This is a genomic window from Arthrobacter sp. TS-15 (genome assembly GCF_006964045.1).
In the GTDB taxonomy this organism is placed as follows: Bacteria; Actinomycetota; Actinomycetes; order Actinomycetales; family Micrococcaceae; genus Arthrobacter.
Genome location: NZ_SDXQ01000006.1, coordinates 174200 through 192996, shown reverse-complemented (window position 1 = coordinate 192996; position 18797 = coordinate 174200). Strand labels below are relative to the sequence as shown.

Here is an 18797-nt window from a genome sequence, read left to right as displayed (position 1 = left end):
CTACCTGAGTGGATGGGTCCGCTCGAGCTCGACACCTTCAGCGTCGTCGCTTAAGGCCTGAACTACAAGGCACATCGACTCAAGAATGCAAGTGTTATTCGTGTTATATATAACAGGGATGTTAGGCTGGTCACGTGCTGCTGTCAATAGCAGTCGCGAAAACAGAAGATCGAGCGGCAAGGCGTGCGCTGCGGCGCTTGGGAAGGCCAGGAGTGATGGATAAGCCGGTTTCGATGGCGGATCGGGCATACGAAATGCTCAAGAGGGACATTTTGCGGTGCCGTTTCAGGCCTGGCAGCGCCATCCTGGATACATATCTGGCCGCAGAGTACGGGATGAGTAGAACCCCTATTCGCGAGGCTACGAATCTGCTCCGTCGCGAGGGTTTGGTTGTGGTGATTCCAAAGCGGGGCACTCTCGTGAAGCCGATTGACTTCGGGGAACTCCAAGACACCTACCGGATGCGCCAACTTCTTGAACCGGAGGCGGCGGTTCTGGCATCCCGGCGTGCCAATGCTGAAGAGCTTGACGCGCTGGCGGAGCTCGGTGAGGCCAGCGTCAGCCCCGACGCGGATGCGGCGACTTTGAACGAAAGGAACCGGCTCCTCCATGTCCGGATCGCGGAGTTGTCACGCATACCACTGCTCGCACAAACCATAAATTCTCTTCATGAGGAAATCGAGCGATTTCTTAACTTCCGGGGTGCACAGGGGCGTCCCTACACGGCCACTAATCATGGACGAATCGTTGACATCATCCGCACCGGAACGGAAGACGAAATCCGGCACGTAGTCTCCTCAGGCATCGAGCGCGCCCGCACCCACATGCTCGAAGGGCTGATGGCCAACGATAACGGACGCACGGAGCAGGCGTCCTGACCGGTGGCCCGGCACCAAAGAGCCTGACCAAATTCCGGATCAAGGGAAACTGGAGCTATTCGGCCCGCACTTGGGGCGCTATTGGCATGGCAATGCCGTGCATGGGCCGTAGCTGTCCCACTTCTAAGGAAGTGGGACAGCTAACCGTGTAGCGTTTAGGGCACCCCGCATTCTGTCGGTCGAAGCAACGCCCGTATTAGGTGGAGGCGAAGCAGAGGGCTACGCTTCCACAGAGCACAGCTCAACCTATACTTCTGAGACTAACTTCCGCGCACCCTTTGGATCCGACCATGAGCACGATAGATCTCTCGCAGCCGTACACCATTCACCTCGGCGTGGACGAGACGCAGTTTGAACGCCTGACCCGCGATGCGTCTACGCGTCAAATGATGGTCTTTCAACTTGACCTCACGGGGCTCGTTGACCGCGTAGCGCTGGCTGATTACCTGGCTCAGGAGTTTATGTATCCCTTCCCAACATCGGGACTGGACGCGGCAATATCGCTCATCTCGGATCTCGAATGGTTTGGAAACACCAACGGCCACGTCGTGATTGCCCGTGGACTCTCAGCACCATCGGAAGTGGGTGAAACATTCGTCTCCCCCCTCCCGAACATCACCGAGAGGTGGCAGACCCAAGGGACCCCATTCATTGTCGCCATTGATGGCAAAGGCGATGAACTACGGTCGTCCTTACAAGACGCCAACGATCACCTGGATGAATTCGCGAAGAAGGGCGGTCCGGGATTCGTGACGTACCAAGGACCCATTCAGGTAGTCGTCCATAAGGACGTTTGATTCCTGATTCCAAAAGGTGCGTTGAGTCCCCGCTGGCACCTCGGCATGGTTTGTATAGGTCCACGCAGACATTGGCTAGCGTACTCGACCGTTAGGGCCCTAACCCCAGTACCCGCCCCGTAAGCCGATGGCTATGCGGACATATTATGGGGCGTTTTAAAGAAGAGACTTACGGACGCCTGATGTGCGCCAGTATGGTTCCCATGACATCTGAACTTGATTGGGCGCGCGTCCACGAAGCTTTCGGGGATAATCCCGGCGTGCTCCCTGATGGAGAGGTGGTCGGGAGTGAGGAACACGACTGGGATTTGCTGTTTGCGATGCTGCACGACAGCGATTGGAAGGTGACGACCAGTGATGGCCATTCGCCGCTTCCACCCGATAGGCACGGGCTTGCCGAGTTTGAGATTGTTGCCGTTTGGCCGATCGATGGAGTGCGCGTCAACTTCTTCCGAGGACCCGACGGCGTATATTTCGACGTCGACCTTCGGGAACTCGTTGACCAGGCCGCAGTTGACGGGCTAGCCCACTTGATGCGCAAGCTCGGAGCAACGATTCGTCGAGATGTAGTCCTTAGAGACGAGGGGTCAAGAGGTGCCCCGGTCATTCGCTACGCCACTGCGACAGGCCTGTTCACAATAAGTTAGATACAAAAGGCCCCTCCAAGGACCTGTCCCTTGCAGAGCTGGGCCCCACCGGTGAGAGATCCGCTAGGGGCGCGCGCTTCCTCGGACAAAGAGCAGGGAACATAGCCCGGGAATGTGGAGGGGCATGGATGCCTAGAACTGTCGTCAGCGTCGTCGTAGGTATCTATAGGTAGTCGAAGTACCTGAGCCACCAAGTCGGCTTGTTTGGCAGGAACACCCTCGGGGGGACACAACCGTCGTACAGCTTCCACAATGGCTCTTCTGGAATGAGAACGTATTTTTCCTCGTCCAAGGACTTAGAGATGCGCGCGACGTCCTTTTCGTGAAGGAGTGAATCAAGCTCCTGTTGGTTGTAAGCTCCTGGGTTCTCGAGCACTCGTGGCTGTTCCACTTCTAAGGAAGTTGGAACACATATCCGTGTAGCGTCAAGGGCTGTGACTTTCGGCGATAAGTGGCGGTGCTTCCGTGAGCCGGTGGGTCCACACGGTGTTCAAACGCCCGCACGGGGATCGTTCACCGGACACGTTGGAACGGCCAGAGCTCCGGAAGACCAAGGGGGTGATTTCCGGCCCGCCATGTCCATATACACTCACGCCATGAGTCCTTGGTTCAAAAGGTCAGCAGTACCGTCGCCCCTGACCGAAGCCCCCGTGTATTTCGTGTCAGCGTCCACCGCGATCAGGGCCACACCCGAGCTGATCTGGGACCTCATCAAACCAGCGGAGAAAGGCCCACTCCTTTCACCGGACGTTGTTTGTGGTTTTCGTGCTCCGGACGTGGAAGGTCTCGGTGAGATTCAGGTATTCATCTCGGTGCATGCTGGTGTCGAAAACGTGTCCGCCGTGGAAGTGATGGAGGAGATTCCATGCGAACTGGCAATCACCCGCTACATGGGGGACGAAGATCCGGCAGCACGATTCCAGTACGTTGTGCATACCGCGGATGACGGCATGTCAGTTTTCGAAATCGGGAAGTACTTCACACTGCCGCCCGACGAATCCGAAAATCTAGACAGGTATGAGAGGAACTACGAACTCTTGTGCCAGCAGTACGTCGATCGGGTGAAGGCTCTCCTCGAGTAGCCTGTTGCCCGCTGGCGGATCCTTGAGCGCACCCTATTTGATGTTGGAGTAACGTGCCTCATGCACGTGAAATCCGTCAGGGCTCTACCGGTCGGAGGTGGACGGCGTAGTGCGCTTCGGCGTCTGCGACCAGGTCCGGACCGGCCCATCCGGGCAAATTACTGTGCCACCAGAGTGCGGTCTCTGGTAATACTGATGGCCCGGAGCGTAGGAGCGCGGCGAAACGTTCGTCAATATCGGCGATTGCCTCCGCGAAAATAGCCAGTTCAGGGTGCGCAGTGAGTTCCGGGGCAGTGAGGGCTTTGTCGATCACATCCCTAATTTCGAGTTCGTTCTCATACTCGTAGATGCTCCACCGGTAGCCTTCTTCGCAAGCCGCCACGAAAGATTTCCACGCATCGATGTGTCCGGCAGGTGACCAGTTCCTTCTCGCTCCCTTTTCGCCTGCGACATCACGAAAGCGGCGGATGAACTCACTCATCTTCCGGAACGACCGATATGAACGCAGCAGGAACACTATCCGCTAGCCATACTTTTTCGTCGCCACGGTAGAAGCTGACGTGCTCTCCGTGGGCGGACGAGCCTTCAATGACGAGGACAACCGGGTCAGTGTCCTTTCGTTGTCCCACCTGCCTGGCCATTTCAATGTTTTCGGATAGGTGAACGTACTGGCGTCGCATAGGCCGCAAACCCTCTGACTGAATAGATTCAAGGCTTTCCCTGGATGTTCCATGAAACAGTTTTTGGGGTGGACCTTCTTGTGGCTTCACTATGCGGGTCGGGACACTGTGACCGTAGAGAGCCCGAATGCGGCCCCCGCTCAGTTCATGGCGTCGTTTAGGGGAGGACAGGAGCATACTTTCCAGGTCGGTGACTTCAAGGTTCACCCAATCAGGGGACTCCCCCCGGAGCGCCTGAAGTAGGTCGTCCACCGATGTCCACCCTTCCCCGTCCAGCTCCAGTTCGTAAAGCCAGGGCTCGTGACGCAAAGCATGCGATACGGCCCGGCTGAGCTTCGGCAAGTCAGTCATGGACCTCATCCCTTCTTCAGATGGGAGTTGAAGGTGTGCTTCACGAGTAGTTTTCGGGCATGAGGGCTAAGGGGATCCGAAGTGTATCTAGCTCGAAAGGCGGCTTTCCTTTGAATAGCAAGGAGAAAACGACTTCATTTCCCTCAACGCTGTAACCGTGGGTGAGGACTGTGATTTGCGAACCATCGCGTAGGTCAACGGTCCACAGCTCGGGTTCATCGCAAGCTCCAGAGCATTGCGAACGACACGAACACCAGGTGACAGGTTTTCGAAATTCGCAGTGCCATTTGCTCCCTCAAGGTTGTTGTCTTGGAAATCTGGCATCGTCGATTCCTCTTCCCACGCAAAGCTTCGAACGTGCCACTCTCCACCAACTTCCAAACGGTCAGCCAGCGTCCCAGGAGGCAACTTCGCCATCTCCGCAAGTGTCGGGTCGAGCCGTGTGACGTGACTGATGTGTGCAGCAACTGCCCCACCAGGAGTGTTCGGGTCATCAACTCCATCAGCAAAGCCCCACCCATTGTCAGGGTCGTGAAGAACTTGAAGAACAGGTCGCTCACCAGAAAGGACCGACTTCATGACCACGGCACCGAGGCCCTCGGGAAGCGGTCATCCGGGAACGGCCACGCCATCTCTCGGTGCATCTCAACATTTTGCGACATGGAGACATTGTCCCCGATCACCAAGGGGCACGGACGACCCACCCCGTCCCCGTTAGACGGTGGTTCTCCGGACGTCAAGCGCCCGGTCAGGGACACCCTTACGGACAGCTCCGAAGCATCGAAAAGCTGCTCGCCAAAAACCAATGTCCCTCTAGGGGAGTCACTCTCGCCAGGGATGCTGACAATCGCGACACGGCGGAATGCCGACGACGGCGGGCGCTGCCGCCGTCGTCGGCTTCCTTTTCCAGTGAGTGAGTGAGCGTTAGCCGAACACCCGGGTACCTTCGGGCATCGCGGGCATGGAGGAGGCTCCGCCGCCCAGGTCCTTGTCGTTGGCGGTCAGGCCGGTGGGGTCGTAGTAGGCGGCGACCAAGCGCTGCTTGATGTAGCCGAGCACTATCTGCCCTTTGCTATCGCAGTTCCTGGCGGTGATGGCCGTGAAGTTCTGCCAACCATTCCCCGCGGCCGGGCGGATGGTTTTGGAGCTCCACTGGGTGGGTGTGGCGTCCGGGATGATGTACTGGCGCAGTTCGCCGGTGGTGAGGGTAGCCATCAGCACGGCAGCCGGCTTGCCGTTGATGGCGATTGAAGGCGCCGAGCCGATGGCTGTAATGGAGGCGCCACCGCCGAACACCTTGACCGTACCGGTGATGGTCCGGGCGTTGGTGTCCAAGGTGTAGCGGTAAAGTTCGCCGCCGCTGGTGAGCCGGAAAATGAACTGCTGGCCCCGGACGTCCGCTGTGCCGCTGTAGGCGGTGGTGATGGACTTCTGGGACCACCCGTTACCAATAGTGGTGATCGGTCCGTCGATGGAGTGCTTCCAGGTGCCGTCCGCCTGGAGGTCCTGCCGCTGGTTATAGAACTTCGCTTTGCCGTCTGAGGAGGTGCCGAAGTAGGAGAACTTGCCAAAGGTCTCGTCACCCATCCCGCCGGTTTGCGTCAGGTAAGTCGCATCGAACGGTACAGGCGAGGACCAGCTCTTGTTCTCCCAGCGGAGCTTGCCGCCGCTGAGGAAGATGGCACCGAGATTCCCGTTCGGTTCGACGCTCAGCAGGCCGCCAAAGCAGTCGGCGGGCGTCGGGGTGGGAGTGGGGTAAGCCGTGGCAGCGCTGGCGGGAGCGGCGCCGGAGAGTGCCAGTGCGCAGGCGGCGAGGCACCCGAACAGCTTAGTGGTGAGTTTCATATGCGGACTGCTCATCGGACGTTGCGCCAAACCTGAACGGCCCTGGTGCCTGCCGGGCAGTTGGCGTAGGAGGTGTTGAAGCCTTGTGAGGCAGGCATCTGCCACCTCCAGGGTCCGGTCACGATAGCCTCATGACCGGTGGGGACATGACGGCACTTGCCCGCAACCTGATACTCAGTGCCCGGCGCATCGGAATTGCAACTGCCTCCCACACTGTATTCGTAGTGGATCCAGACGTTGCAGTTGGCATAGCCATCGTTAGCCAACGCAGGTTGAGCCGTGAGCAATGCCCCTCCCATGAAGGCAAGGGCAGCGCTGGCAGCAAGAATTTTTTTAGCAATCTTCATGGTGTTCCCCCGGGTCGGTTAGGTATTCCCTTGATACTCGGGCACAACCGGTCCTCGCGCTATGGGGCGAACTACCCACGTGGTGTGCTCAGCGAGGGGCGAGAGCGATCTCTTCCGTGCGGGCTATACCGCGCTGGATGGCCGCTTTGTCGATCCCCAGCAGCGTGGTGAGCCACATGCCGTTCTGCACCACAACAACGTCTGCCGCTCGGTCCCGGCATTCCTCAGGAGACAGCCCGGGAACGGCGTTGCCGATCAAGGCCGCGAGCCCTTGGAGGTACCTCTCAAAGGCTGCGGCATTGATGCGTGCAAAGTCCTCATCCGCCTGGGCGAGGGCCCACAAATGAAGTCGGAGGGATAGGTATGGTGTGGTCAGAAGACCGGGATCCGCAACGCGTCGCAGCGACTCCCGGAGTTGCTCGTCCGGGGTTGAGGTAGCCTTCGGCTCCACCAGCAGGAGGTCGTGCTCTTCGATCTGGTGGAGTACCGCTCGGATCAGGCTCGGCTTGTCTTCGTAGTAGTAGTTCACAAGCCCAAGGGCGACGCCGGCTTCACGCGCCACAGCCCGCATGTTGATACCTGAAATGCCGTGGCGGGAAAGCAGTTCCAAAGCCGCGTCGAGAATGCGTTTCTGCCTGTCAACCTGTTCGCCGGACTTTGCGGTGCTTGTACCCATCCGGCCAGACTATTGCCTCAGCCTGATCAGCGCATCCTGACCGTCTACAGGTTCTTTTCTGCGTAGATCCGCAGGGCATCCCTGACGAAGGTGGCCCCTGATTCGCCGGTGCAGCGACGGGCTATTCTGCGTTTGTCAGGCCTTCGCTGGCTGAACGGGCCCTGACGGCGGTTCGTCCAGGCCGTCATGTACGGGCAATCTGGTAAAGCTGCGCAGCTGACGGCTGCAGAGGCAGATCAGCGCGCCGACCACGAACCCGCAGCTACCCACTACTACCGATGCTTGAACCCCTGCGATGGCAGCAACTGCACCACCCATGAGGGCGCCGATGGGATCAACGCCCCAAGAGACGAAGCGTGCCGTTCCGGCAACCTTGGACAGGTGGCGTTCTGGAAAGAGCGCTTGTCGCATCGAGCGCCCAATGATCATGTTGACGACGATGCACAATTCAAAAACGGCAAAAACAATCGACGTAATCACGGCGGCGCTTACCCCGTGTGTAGCCGCAGTCAAGGGAAGGCAGAGCCCGGCAAGGGCAATAATGCTGAAGGAGACAGTGAGAACCTGTCCCAGACGTGCCCGCTGCGTGATTCGGTCCGTCAAGGCCGATCCGATGATTCCAACGACGGCAGGTATAACGAACACCAGCCCCAGGAGTGCCGGATTCATGCCAAGCACTGTGAGCGCGTAGACGGAGAACACCGCCAGAATCCACGAGTCGAAAAAGTTGTACGCCGTGGCAGCGAGTAACACCACCCTTTGCGGCGTCTGCTTCCATAACAGGCTGAAGCCCAACCGGATTTCGCGAAGATGCCCGCGAACAGCGTTTTGTTGCGCGACGTCATGATCCTCCGCTTCCCTTGATGAGCGGTCGAGCGGAAGCTTGATGAGCATCAACGAGCTGAAGACATAAGTGACGGCATTGATGGCAACAATAAAGGGCGCCCCGAGGGTGCTGATGATGATTCCAGCAACAGCTGCGCCGCCTGACTCAGTGACAGACATCCCCCCTTCGATCCACGAATTTGCGCGGATAAGGAGCTTTCGCGGAACCACCGAAGGGATCGCTGCAGCCATGGCGCTCTCGTACAGCAAAGTCAGGACGCCTACCGAAAAGAGTGCAATGGCAAGAATCTGCCAATTCAGGGAACCCGCCAGCATCAGGGCAAGAACCACGGCGAACACAATGAACCTGCCACTGTTGCAAACATGCAGCAGGACGTGGCGCCGGGAGCGGTCCGCTATGACACCTGCAGACAGCGAAATGAACAGCGGAGCCGACAGTCCGGCAGCCACCACCCAGCTGACCTGGGTGGCGTCCAGCCCAAGGACAGTAACGCCGATCACCGGCACGGCGAAGGCCATCATGGCTGATCCGGCATTCGACACGAAGTCGCCTACCCACAACCGGTAGAAGCCGGTGCGGGCAAGACTGTGGTTCTGCTGCGCCTGTTGTTCGTCGGTGGCGTTTGTTGATGTTGTTTCGACCAAGAGGTCACTCCTGTGTGCTGTGTTTCCTAAGGACGTAGCCGCCCATGAGTGTGGTGGTGGTGCTGGCGGCAAGCTGATCTTCGGGGAGCCGGCCCAGCGTCCGGGCGAACCAGGAAGCCACAGCAGCAATTTGTTGCTCGCTGGCGGGGGAGCCTATGACTAACTTATAGTCCGCGTATTCCGTCACGAGGGTCCGGAGGGCGTCCTCGCGAAGGGTACCTGTTCGTTGCTGGGGAAGCTTGTTTGTCAGGGGGTCATGGCGCTGATAGCCGAGCGAGGTGTGCATGTCGGTATACCGGCTCATGACCGATCTGGTGTAAACGAGGTCGCGGGGCGCCCACTGAGGCGCGGTCACTTTCCGGGCCAGTCCGATCCCTCGATAGACAGGATGCACCACCAGGCGTTGGCCCAGGGTGAGGGAGCTGTTAACCTCTGCGAACTCCTCCATCGCATCCGCCCACGCTGTTGGGTAAGGGGCGCAGTAGAGACGCGCGGCAACCGGCTCATCGTCTAGCTTCGCTGCCACGATGCTGACTTCACGCTGCCCCGGATCGAAATCGAGCTTGGGATAATAGTGAAAGCGCTGCAGGGCGGCGTAGTCGGGAAAGGTGCCATGCCCGACGTCGATCTTCTCGCCAAGCGGCCATGACCGGGCGCCACTATGCTCTAGAACCCTCGGAGAGTCGTTGGCACGGACGCGGATAGTGCGGTCCGGTGCCAACGCGGTTTCAATATCGTCGTGGGCAGTAGCAACCAGGAGATCGATGTTGCGCTTTCGGCAGGTCCGCTGCAGGTTGAAAGCGACGACTGATGCCGCCGCCCGGTCCACGGTGGACAGGAACTCGTCCACCAGTATCCTCCGGGAGCCGCCAGCAATCGCCGCCGCCAGACGGGCACGGAAATGCTGCCCATCCGAGAGCCACGATGCCGGTCTGATGACAACCTGGGCATCACCAAGACCAAACCGGGCAAGGAGCGCAATGCGGGTGCCAAGGCTTCCCGTGAACTGATCGATCAGCGGCACATCCGGTGCGAGGTCAGGGAGAAGGCTCCACGAGGGGTCAATGGATTGAACCTGCCGCAGAATCGCAGACTTACCGCAGCCACTGGGGCCGGTGATGAAAGTGATGCCGGCCCCGATCTGAATGTTCAGCGGGGGTATGGCACTCCAGACGTAGTGGGCGTCCTCGAAGAAGGCGTCGATGACCGCTGGCACCAAGGACCCGCCAGTGACCGGCGGGGCCTCCCTAGCGGTCACTTCGAGGCCGCTTTCTGCAGGAGGTCCAGATGCTGGTCACCGTACTCCTGATAACTCGACGTGGCACCATTGATATGCCCGATGCTGACGCTGGTCAGGACAATCTGTTCACCGGGTGACAGGTTAAGTGCCGCCTCCATCTCTGCGGCATGGATGGCATTTGACGGCACGGCTCCCAGTCCCTTGTCCGCAGCAGCGAGCAAGGCGTTCTGGGACATGTGGCCGGCCTGAAGCAACAGGGCGTTGAAGCCGGACGCGGCGTTGTACTTCCACGCGGTACGAGACACCGCCCCAACTATGACGATGATCGCGGCCGCGGTGTCCGCCCACCGTTGGTTCCCGAGCAGTCGCATCGCATTGGTGCGGACATCAACGGACACCACTTCAAGGGCATTGGATGTTGGCCGGTAGCGGTATACGCCCTGCGATATTCCTTCGACATTCTGGACGATGACATAGCAATCGGCGCCGTTAAGACCGCCGGCGCTGGGTGCAAATGAAAGTGGCAAGGGCGGACGCATGGGGGCCTCCCGGTAGCTTTGGATTCCAGCAGTTGCCCAGAGCACACTGCTGAGGTCCTGGAGGCTCACTGCTTCTTGGATGAAATCGCGCCGGCTCCGACGTCGTTCAAGTGATGACGTGAGTCCAGAACCCAGGGAACCGGTAGGCAGACCCACGGCCGTTGCACCCTCCGGCACCCCGGGGGCGAGGTCGTCTCCGGCATGATCGCGGAGAGCCCGGCCGAACTCCATCGCTTCGGTTCGATCATCGCTGAATCGGAGGCTTCGAGTGACCAGGTGGTGGTCTGCCGTGGTTTCGCCAAAGGGCCAGTTGCTGCTGAAAGTGGCTTCTGCCCGTTCTGCCTCGGAGCCTTCTTCCAGGAGGAATCCATCCGACACCAGCGCGTTCAGGATTTCATCTGCCCGTTGGTTGTCGCCCACGCCGTCATCAAGCTGCCTGCGGATCCGGTCCGACTCCGTCCATTCGGTGCTCTGCCGCAGGATGTTCCAGATCGGCTGCGGAATTCGGCGGACGGCGCCGTTCGATGGGTTGGCGCCCACCACACTCCCATCACGAAACCGAAAGGTCAACCGGTGGGCAGTACGGACCCTGGCGTTCATTCTTCTCCCCATTGAATTTGTTCCCAATCAACTTCAGCCCTGGCGTTCACAACGGGCCGGTCCACTCTAATGCGGCCACTGCTGCTGAGAGTCGAAACTGCCCGCAAGAGTGGCACAAATCCATGTCCGACTCCGAATGCCGTGTCAATAATCTCCAGTTGTGCACCATGTAAGGGAGCATCTCCCCGCAAGTATTCGTTGTAGTCCACTGAATGCAGATGGCAGGAAATACTCTGCCGGGATAGCTGCTGCTTGATATTCGTGGCGACTGTTTTGTTCGGATGGAAATCGGTGTATTGGATGGTTATCGTCCCGAATCCGCCATTGCCAGTCATTGTTGTGTGAGCAGCGGGCAGTTCCGTGTACGTCCCCCCAGTCACGGCGGCCAGTTCCAAGGGATCGAGGCTCGCCGCGAACCCTTGGGAAACCGTTGACCCCCGCGCAAACCTCAGCCCCATCACCAGATCAACGCTGCGGTTTAGGTCTTTGTCCCTACGGAACGGGCGGCCGCCCAACACTCTGGTCAGGTCCAGTTCACCTCGCCTAAACATCGCCTCTCCCTCGTCAACGGATTCAGTGGAAATGATGCTGATGCTGTCCACTCCCTGACTTTTCGAACCTCGGCGACGCCGCAGGTTGACTGTCCTGCCGCCAGCGCCGATGTCATCGATGACATAGGGTCCGCTCGTGTGCCGCGTCGCGCTGTCCCGGATACAGGGAGTCAGTGAAAATGCTGCGGTGGCGAGGAGCGTCTGTAGGCGTTCAACCGGAAGGGGACTGTTTACCAGCAGCCTGTCCGTTTGGCGCTCGACATTCCCTGAGCGCTGACTTGCCGTTACTGCGAGGCCGCGTGCGACGCAGCGCTCGAGTTCCGCGACGGTTACTCTGTGGCCATCCGTCCACGTCGTGTCTTCGGCGGGAAACAGTGCGGTCACGTTCTCTTCGACCTGTTCAAGACAGGCTCCTTGGGGAACGATCGATCCGTTGGGGCGGAGGAGAAAAGGGCGGGCGTGGACAGCTGATGTGGTGAAGGCCCAGGCATGGTCAAGGTGTGGGGGGAAGGTCACCCGCCGCAGCGGAAGTTCAGCTTCGGCACTAAGCATCATGGTGCGCACAGTCCCGGGCGAGTGAGCGGTGAATTGTCAACGAATCGAACTCAAGAGTCATTCGGGTCGGCTCGCTATCGGTGTCCGGGGCCACGGCCCAGTCAAGGACACGTTGTGCCATGAGGGCACCCACCAAAGTATTGGTGACTCCATGGGACCACGGGGTCACGGCTTGCTTCGCAGCCCGGGACCCGTACCAGCACGCCAAACATACTGTTTGGCGGGGACTGAAGAAGGGGCCCACATGGCCAAGGTCGACGCCCACGGCGCCGGTCATCACTGGTAAGCCAGCGGACAGGCACGCAGTAACCACTTGCTGTTCAATCCCGGCCGGTGAGTCGATGCACGACGCCACGACGGTGACTGACGGATATTCTCCGAGTAATAGTGCCACGTCGCTCTCACTGGAAATCCGGCGATCGACGGTTTGGATGTCAGCGTCCTCCACTCGCTCCGAGATCCAAGCCTTCGTCGTGTCCAGTTTGGCGGCACCAACGTCGGACGTCCGCCAAAGGAATTGACGGTTGAAGTTGGAGAGCTCTACGGCGTCGTGATCGACCAGGACGAAGCGGCGTACGCCTGCTGCGACCAAGTGTTGGATCAGGACCGTTCCTGTTCCGCCGACGCCGAGTACCAGGACGCGCTGATCACCGATCTGCTGCTGCGCAAGCTGTGGAGCCTTTGAACGCGTGGCCAGATATCCGAGGGATCGACTCTGACGCTCGTCCACTTCAACGTGAGGATGGCGTTCAATGATGACGTGGCGCTCCACGAGCGCGTTGAGCAGTTTGCGCATTGCGGCGTTCGCTGTGGACGGATCCGCCATTGCTGCATGGAGCAGACTCGCAGTGGCGTCGTGTTGAAGTAGAGCCACTGTCCGGCGGCTGTACTCGTCCTCGATGGTCAGGGTTTCCTCGTCGAATGCGACGGCTTTTGCGGGGTGAAATTCGTAGTGGAACATAAGATGCGGCGGGCGCCCGAAGGCACCCGCCGCTCCCTGTCTTCTTCGATCAGCAGCGGCGCATCACGAATTCGCTGGGATCAAAGCTTGTGGTTGTCTCGAAGAACTCGTCAAACTCGATGCCCTTCAAACCATTCTCGAGCGCTTCGAGCGCTCCGGCTTCAGTTGCCACTTCAAGATTCTGCATAATATGCTCCCGTTCGTTATCGGACGGAAAATGCTTTCTGCATCCCCGAGCATGAGCCTAGGGCAACTCCGCTGGTGAGGCTAGAGCAAAATGACAGAATTTATCAATTTATTTGAATCCTGTGTCAATAAAATCATCATTCATTCAGAATGCGGCCATTATGAACAAATGGTCGCGTATTCTTGCACATGAGTTTGCGAAATAAAAGTCAAGCCGTGCAGCTGGTTTGGGCATCTAGAGGTTCTTCTCTGCGTAGATCCGCAGGGCATCCCTGACGAAGGTGGCCCCTGATTCGCCGCCGTAATTGGCTGCGAACCGCGGGTCAGCGACGTACATCTCTCCGAGCCCCGTGACGTAACCCTTGGCGTCTCCGCCAGGTGCCGCCGTCGGGGTTCCCGGGACGCCGCGGAGCCACTCGACGTGGCGCTGCGCGAGGTCCTGCGCTTCAGCACTGTCAGGTGAAACCCCGGATTCTGAGGCGGCGATCCAATCCGTGCCCAATTTCCGGACGCGGTCCTTCCACTGCTGCTTTTCGTCGGCGCTCATCCCGCGCCACCACGAATCACCGGCGGCGTAGGCATCCTTGCCCCAGCGCTCCTCCACCTCGTCCTTGTACTGAGTGTGGTCGAAGCCGTCAAACATGTTCTGTGCCATGTATTTTCCATCCCCTTTCATTGTGTCTATGGTCTGCCGAACGGAGGCGATCTGCCGGGTCAGCCTTTCCTGCTCCTGGGCGAGCCATTCCAAATGGCTGCTCAGCGCTTTGACGGTATCGGTCTCGCGGTCAAGAACTTCGGCGATGGCCGGAAGGCCCAGCCCTAGTTCCCGGAGCAGGAGGATGCGTTGGAGCTGAACCAATGCCGGACCGTCGTAGTAGCGGTTGCCGTTATGGCCGGTCCGGCTTGGTTTCAGCAGCCCGATGTCGTCGTAGTGACGCAACGTGCGACTGGTAGTCCCTGCAATCTTGGCGATTTCCTGAATTGACCAGTCCATACGTCCTCCGTCCTGTGCTTGTTCTTCGACAGTAAGGGTTGACGTTACGTCAAGGTCAAGGAGATGGTGACCAGCACTTAGTCGGCCAAGATCAGGTAGAGCGCCCGGCGGGTTTCGTCCAGCTTTTCGATGGCAGCTTGACGCTGTTCGTCGGTAGCGGCTGCACGGAACTGGTGAATGACCCCCATGAGCTTCCCCACGCTTTGGTGGAAAGCTGCGCCGGTGCCATCAGCCTCTGTGTTCCAGGCGTTGGCGAGTTCTTCCTCGTGTTCGGCCACATATGCCTTGCCGTCATCCGTAAGGGTGAACTCGGTGCGGCGACCCTCGCCGACGGCGACGATCAGTTCTTCGTCCACCAGCTGCTGCAGGGTGGGGTAGACCGAGCCGGGGCTGGGACGCCAGGCGCCGGACGTCTTCTCTGCGATCGTCTTGATCAGGCCGTAGCCGTTGGACGGCGCTTCAGCCAAGAGCGAGAGAATCGCTGCGCGGACGTCGCCGCGGTTGGCCCTGCGTGTTCCACCGGGACCGAAGCCCCGAGGCCCAAATCCGGGTCCGAAGCCTGGGCCGAAGCCTGGGCCGAAGCCGCCGGGACCAAATCCGCCGCCGCCGTGTCCGCCCGGCCCGCGCCGGCCCTTGCCTCGGTTGAAACGGCCTCGGCCATGTCCGTGTTCCGGATGTCCATGATCGTGCTCGGGGAATGAGTTGTTGTGTTCGTTGATGCCTTTCATAACAGCATCGTCCTTTCGGTTGTTGTTACGCCGAAGGAGTATCGGCGATAGTTAACGATATATCGGTAACTATCGGGACGTCAAGACCGAAATCGGGATGTGAGAGAGCGACGCCGGAAAGCCAAGGGGATGTGAGAGAGCGTTGTTAAAGCACGACGGCGGGTGGCAGCTTCCGTCGGGAAGCCGGCACCCGCCGTCGTGGCTGGTTTAGTAGTGGTTGGGTTCTAAACCGGGGTAGCTATTTCCACCAGGTATCGAAGATGGTGACCGGAACGGTGCGCTTGTGACGCGTGCGCAGGTACTTCTGTTCCAGCAGCTCTGCCGCGTCCTCGGGAACGTCGCGGCCTTCGAGGTAGTCGTCGATTTGGTCGTAGCTGATCCCGAGCTCGTCTTCGTCGGTACGGCCGGGCTTGTTGTCCAGGAGGTCGGCGGTGGGAACCTTCTCCCAAACCCTTGATGGTGCGCCAAGCTCTGCCAAGAGTGCGCGGTTCTGGCGTTTGTTCAGGCCGAACAGCGGCAGGATGTCCGCGCCGCCGTCGCCGAATTTCGTGAAGAAGCCCGTCACGGACTCGGCGCCGTGGTCCGTGCCGATCACCAGGTAGTTGTGTTCACAGGCCAAGGCGTACTGGGCGATCATGCGCGCGCGTGCTTTGGTATTGCCCTTGTGGAAATCGGAGATGGGAGCGCCGGTGGTCTTCTCGAACTCGTCCTCGAAGCCGTCCACAGCCTGGGAAATGTTGTAGGTCCACTCGGTCTTGGCCTTGATGAAGTCGAGGGCTGCCTGAGCGTCGTCTTCATCGTGCTGGATGCCGTAGGGGAGGCGGACGGCTACAAAGTTTGCGTCCACGCCCTCGGCTTCCAGTTCCTCAACGGCCAACTGGGCGAGGCGGCCGGCAAGGGAGGAATCGATGCCTCCGGAGATGCCAAGAACGAATCCTTTGGCGTTGGTCGCCTTCAGGTAGTCCTTCAGGAAAGCGACGCGCTTGCGGACCTCCTCTGCGGGGTTGATCCGGGGCTGGACGCCCATTTCTTCAATGATCTTGGCCTGGAGTTCGCGCATGTATTCCACACTAGTCAGCCCGGCTGCGGACGCTCAACCATATTGCGGACTTCCAGCCCACGTGTCAGTTACTTGGAAGGCGTCGGGCCTGTGGAGCCGCGGACGGTGAGGTGGGTGGGCATGACGGCCAGGCGTCTGCTGGATCCGGATTTCAGCGGATCCAGTTGTGCCAGCAGCATGGACACGGCCACGCGTCCGGCCTGCTCAATCGGCGAGGCCATTGTGGTCAGGGGCGGGTTGCAAAAGTCGGCTCCGAAGATGTCATCGCAACCCACAATGCTCATGTCTTCAGGAACGCGGATACCGCGCTCGCGGAGTCGCTGCAGCATCCCGATTGCCAGGAGATCGTTGAAGACGATGCAGGCTGTTGCTCCGGTCCGCACGGCCGCGTCAGCTGCTGCCGCGCCGGAGGTTGTCTTGGGGGTAAAGGGTCCCACTCGCGAAGTGGTGATTCCGCGTTCGCGGCTTTCGTCCTCAAAGGTCTTCCACCGTTTGGCGTTGGACCAGGATGACGCAGGCCCGCCGACGTAGCAAATCTTTCCGTGGCCTAGGGATGTGAGGTGTTCCAGGGCCTGGACCACTGCGCCGGGGGTATCGATCACCACTGTGGGCGCGTTGGACGAGGACCGGTTGATGGTCACGATCGCTTGCGACGATGCTGCCTCGAGTATTTGTGCGTCGGTGAGGCGGGACGCGGCGAGGATGAATCCGTCCGCGGTCCGTTGCATCTTGCGGAGGGTGTCCGCTTCCATTTCGGCCGACTCCTCGGTGTCCACGAGCAACTGCGTGTATCCGGCCGCTTTGAGCTGGTTTTGGGTGCCGCGGATGATGTCGAAGTAGAACGGGTTGGTGACGTCGGGGACCAGGAGCGCGATGGCATTGGTGCGTCCGGAACTGAGCCCGCGGGCTTGTGAACTGGGAACATAGTTGAGCTCCGCCGCCACTTTCTCGATCCTTTCGCGGGTTATGCGGTTCACCCGGTCCGGGTTGGACAACGCCCGCGAGACCGTTGATGTGGCCACGCCGGCCCGTTCTGCTACGTCACGGATGGTGGGGGCGGTTGCCCTTGCGCTGGTCTCTCCCATGGAAAGATTGCAACACTATTGGCAATTTTTGGCAAACGCTTGCCGCTTTGTTTGCCAACTCCCTAAACTCAACATCGAAGCCCCTGTGACGCACGCCACCACCACCTGCGGGCTTGGTAATCAAGGAGGAAACAATGAGGTTTGCACCATCAGCAAAGCTGGCCGCCGTTCTGGCAACGGCCGCCTTGGCTTTGACCGCCTGCGGGGGAAGCGGCAGCAGTTCGGACAGCACAGGAGGTGCCGTGGACGGCGCCGGGAAGAAGTTGAGTGTCCTCACCGGGGTCAACAATCAGTACCCAGAGCAGCAGAAGGAATGGTTCAAGGACATTGCCGCCAAGTTCAAAGCTAAGACGGGCGCGGACATTGAATTTGAAACTTTCGCATCTGCAAACGACGAACTAACCCGAATCCAAACATCAGTGGTGTCCGGCCAGGGCCCGGACGTTTACAGCCTGGGCACAACCTTTACCCCCACGGCCTACGCCACCAAAGCATTCGTGACTCTCTCCGAGGACGACTGGAAAAAGGTCGGAGGAAAGGACCGCTTCAACCAGGCCGCCTTGGGCATATCCGGCCCGGACGCCGATCACATGGCCGGCATTCCGTTCGTCAGCCGCCCGTTCGTCATGGCGTACAACAAGGACCTCCTCGCCGCCGCGGGCATCGAGAAGCCGGCGACAACGTGGGACGAACTCGCCGAACAGGCCAAAAAGATGACCAATGCCGGCGCCGGGACTTATGGCCTGGCCACCGGGTACAAGGACAACTTTGACCCGTGGAAGTTCATTTGGGCCATGTCCGTTCAAGCCGGGAACCCGCTTGTGGACGGAGACAAGCTCAAGATGGACGATCCCACCGTCAAGAAGGCTTACGAGACCTACTTCGGCTGGCTCACCAAGGACAAAGTAGTGGATCCCGCAGCCATCGGTTGGAGCAACAGCAACGCCGTAGCGGCGTTCGCATCGGGCAAAGCCGGCTACTTGATGATGACTACTTCCAGCTCCGTCCCCACGTTGGACAAATCAGCCATCGCCGGCAAGTACGCCTACTCCGTCATGCCCACCACAGCGCCGGGTGAAACAGCTCCCAAGGGCGACGGCGACAAAGCTGCCAGCATCCTCTCCGGTGACAACGTTGTGGTTGCCGACTACTCGCAGCAAAAGGACCTGGCCTTCGCTTACATCGAGCTCATCACGTCCAAGGACGAGCAGCTGAACTACCAGAAGATCTTCGGCGAACTCCCTGCAAATGCGGAGGCGCTCGCCGCCCTGACCGACCCGAAACTTCAGCCAATCGCCAACGCCGCGGGCAAGTCCAAGGCAACACCGTTCACCGGCGCCTGGGGCGACATCCAGCTCGGACTCCTGAACGTCACCGTCCAGTCCATCCCGGACCTTGCCAACGGTTCCGTGGACAACTCGGCTCTGGAGTCACGACTCAAGGACGCACAGTCCAAGGGGCAAGCGTCCCTCGACCGGGCCGCGAAGTCCTAGGCAGGATCTCC

The 18797-nt window shown here is 59.6% G+C and carries 21 protein-coding genes; 5 read left to right on the top strand and 16 right to left on the bottom strand.

Annotated features, from left to right (window positions below):
- The first annotated feature begins 215 nt into the window (after positions 1-215).
- The 4 genes from EU811_RS02130 (at position 216) to EU811_RS02115 (ending at position 3404) form a co-directional block, all read left to right on the top strand.
- Positions 216-878 (top strand): GntR family transcriptional regulator, encoded by a 663-nt coding sequence (locus EU811_RS02130; RefSeq protein ID WP_142936866.1) that lies wholly within the window; start codon positions 216-218, stop codon positions 876-878.
- A gap of 290 nt (positions 879-1168) precedes the next feature.
- Positions 1169-1675: a hypothetical protein gene (locus EU811_RS02125; protein WP_142936865.1), complete on the top strand. Its 507-nt coding sequence runs from the start codon at positions 1169-1171 to the stop codon at positions 1673-1675.
- Between the two features lie 203 nt (positions 1676-1878).
- Entirely contained in the window at positions 1879-2322 is a 444-nt protein-coding gene (locus tag EU811_RS02120) for a hypothetical protein (protein ID WP_142936864.1), read from the top strand.
- 596 nt (positions 2323-2918) lie between these two features.
- Positions 2919-3404 carry a hypothetical protein gene (locus EU811_RS02115; protein WP_142936863.1) on the top strand — a complete coding sequence of 162 codons (486 nt, stop codon included), beginning with the start codon at positions 2919-2921 and terminating at the stop codon, positions 3402-3404.
- Positions 3405-3480: 76 nt separating this feature from the next.
- On the opposite strand, the gene EU811_RS02110 is transcribed toward EU811_RS02115, so the two are convergent.
- The 16 genes from EU811_RS02110 to EU811_RS02045 all read right to left on the bottom strand — a co-directional run bounded on the left by EU811_RS02110 (position 3481) and on the right by EU811_RS02045 (position 17293).
- On the bottom strand, positions 3481-3786 hold the full coding sequence (locus EU811_RS02110; protein WP_142936862.1) for a hypothetical protein: 306 nt from the start codon (positions 3784-3786) through the stop codon (positions 3481-3483).
- A 91-nt stretch (positions 3787-3877) separates the two neighbouring features.
- Entirely contained in the window at positions 3878-4435 is a 558-nt protein-coding gene (locus tag EU811_RS02105; RefSeq protein WP_238703264.1) for an RNA 2'-phosphotransferase, read from the bottom strand.
- 87 nt (positions 4436-4522) lie between these two features.
- Entirely contained in the window at positions 4523-5014 is a 492-nt protein-coding gene (locus tag EU811_RS02100; RefSeq protein WP_142936860.1) for a hypothetical protein, read from the bottom strand.
- A 345-nt stretch (positions 5015-5359) separates the two neighbouring features.
- Positions 5360-6280 (bottom strand): hypothetical protein, encoded by a 921-nt coding sequence (locus EU811_RS02095; RefSeq protein ID WP_142936859.1) that lies wholly within the window; start codon positions 6278-6280, stop codon positions 5360-5362.
- A gap of 11 nt (positions 6281-6291) precedes the next feature.
- Positions 6292-6627 carry a hypothetical protein gene (locus EU811_RS02090; RefSeq protein ID WP_105693734.1) on the bottom strand — a complete coding sequence of 112 codons (336 nt, stop codon included), beginning with the start codon at positions 6625-6627 and terminating at the stop codon, positions 6292-6294.
- 88 nt (positions 6628-6715) lie between these two features.
- Positions 6716-7303 (bottom strand): TetR/AcrR family transcriptional regulator, encoded by a 588-nt coding sequence (locus EU811_RS02085; RefSeq protein ID WP_142936858.1) that lies wholly within the window; start codon positions 7301-7303, stop codon positions 6716-6718.
- 135 nt (positions 7304-7438) lie between these two features.
- Entirely contained in the window at positions 7439-8794 is a 1356-nt protein-coding gene (locus EU811_RS02080; protein WP_160147616.1) for an MFS transporter, read from the bottom strand.
- 4 nt (positions 8795-8798) lie between these two features.
- Positions 8799-10052: a hypothetical protein gene (locus EU811_RS23475; RefSeq protein ID WP_160147615.1), complete on the bottom strand. Its 1254-nt coding sequence runs from the start codon at positions 10050-10052 to the stop codon at positions 8799-8801.
- Positions 10049-11113 (bottom strand): SagB/ThcOx family dehydrogenase, encoded by a 1065-nt coding sequence (locus EU811_RS02075; RefSeq protein ID WP_160147614.1) that lies wholly within the window; start codon positions 11111-11113, stop codon positions 10049-10051. The genes EU811_RS23475 and EU811_RS02075 overlap by 4 nt, the downstream gene beginning before the upstream one ends.
- A gap of 56 nt (positions 11114-11169) precedes the next feature.
- Positions 11170-11775, bottom strand: coding sequence for a hypothetical protein (locus EU811_RS02070; protein WP_142936855.1), 606 nt, complete (start codon positions 11773-11775; stop codon positions 11170-11172).
- A 493-nt stretch (positions 11776-12268) separates the two neighbouring features.
- Positions 12269-13240 (bottom strand): ThiF family adenylyltransferase, encoded by a 972-nt coding sequence (locus EU811_RS02065; RefSeq protein ID WP_142936854.1) that lies wholly within the window; start codon positions 13238-13240, stop codon positions 12269-12271.
- A gap of 49 nt (positions 13241-13289) precedes the next feature.
- Entirely contained in the window at positions 13290-13427 is a 138-nt protein-coding gene (locus EU811_RS23470) for a hypothetical protein (RefSeq protein ID WP_160147613.1), read from the bottom strand.
- Positions 13428-13661: 234 nt separating this feature from the next.
- Positions 13662-14420, bottom strand: a complete 759-nt coding sequence (locus EU811_RS02060; RefSeq protein WP_142936853.1) for a MerR family transcriptional regulator — start codon at positions 14418-14420, stop codon at positions 13662-13664.
- 77 nt (positions 14421-14497) lie between these two features.
- Positions 14498-15148: a PadR family transcriptional regulator gene (locus EU811_RS02055; protein ID WP_142936852.1), complete on the bottom strand. Its 651-nt coding sequence runs from the start codon at positions 15146-15148 to the stop codon at positions 14498-14500.
- A gap of 238 nt (positions 15149-15386) precedes the next feature.
- Positions 15387-16208 carry an ammonia-dependent NAD(+) synthetase gene (gene nadE, locus EU811_RS02050; protein ID WP_142936851.1) on the bottom strand — a complete coding sequence of 274 codons (822 nt, stop codon included), beginning with the start codon at positions 16206-16208 and terminating at the stop codon, positions 15387-15389.
- A gap of 68 nt (positions 16209-16276) precedes the next feature.
- Entirely contained in the window at positions 16277-17293 is a 1017-nt protein-coding gene (locus EU811_RS02045) for a LacI family DNA-binding transcriptional regulator (protein ID WP_142936850.1), read from the bottom strand.
- 134 nt (positions 17294-17427) lie between these two features.
- On the opposite strand from EU811_RS02045, the gene EU811_RS02040 reads away from it, so the two are divergent.
- Complete coding sequence (locus EU811_RS02040) at positions 17428-18786, top strand: ABC transporter substrate-binding protein (protein WP_187697061.1); 1359 nt, start codon at positions 17428-17430, stop codon at positions 18784-18786.
- The last annotated feature ends 11 nt before the right edge of the window (positions 18787-18797 follow it).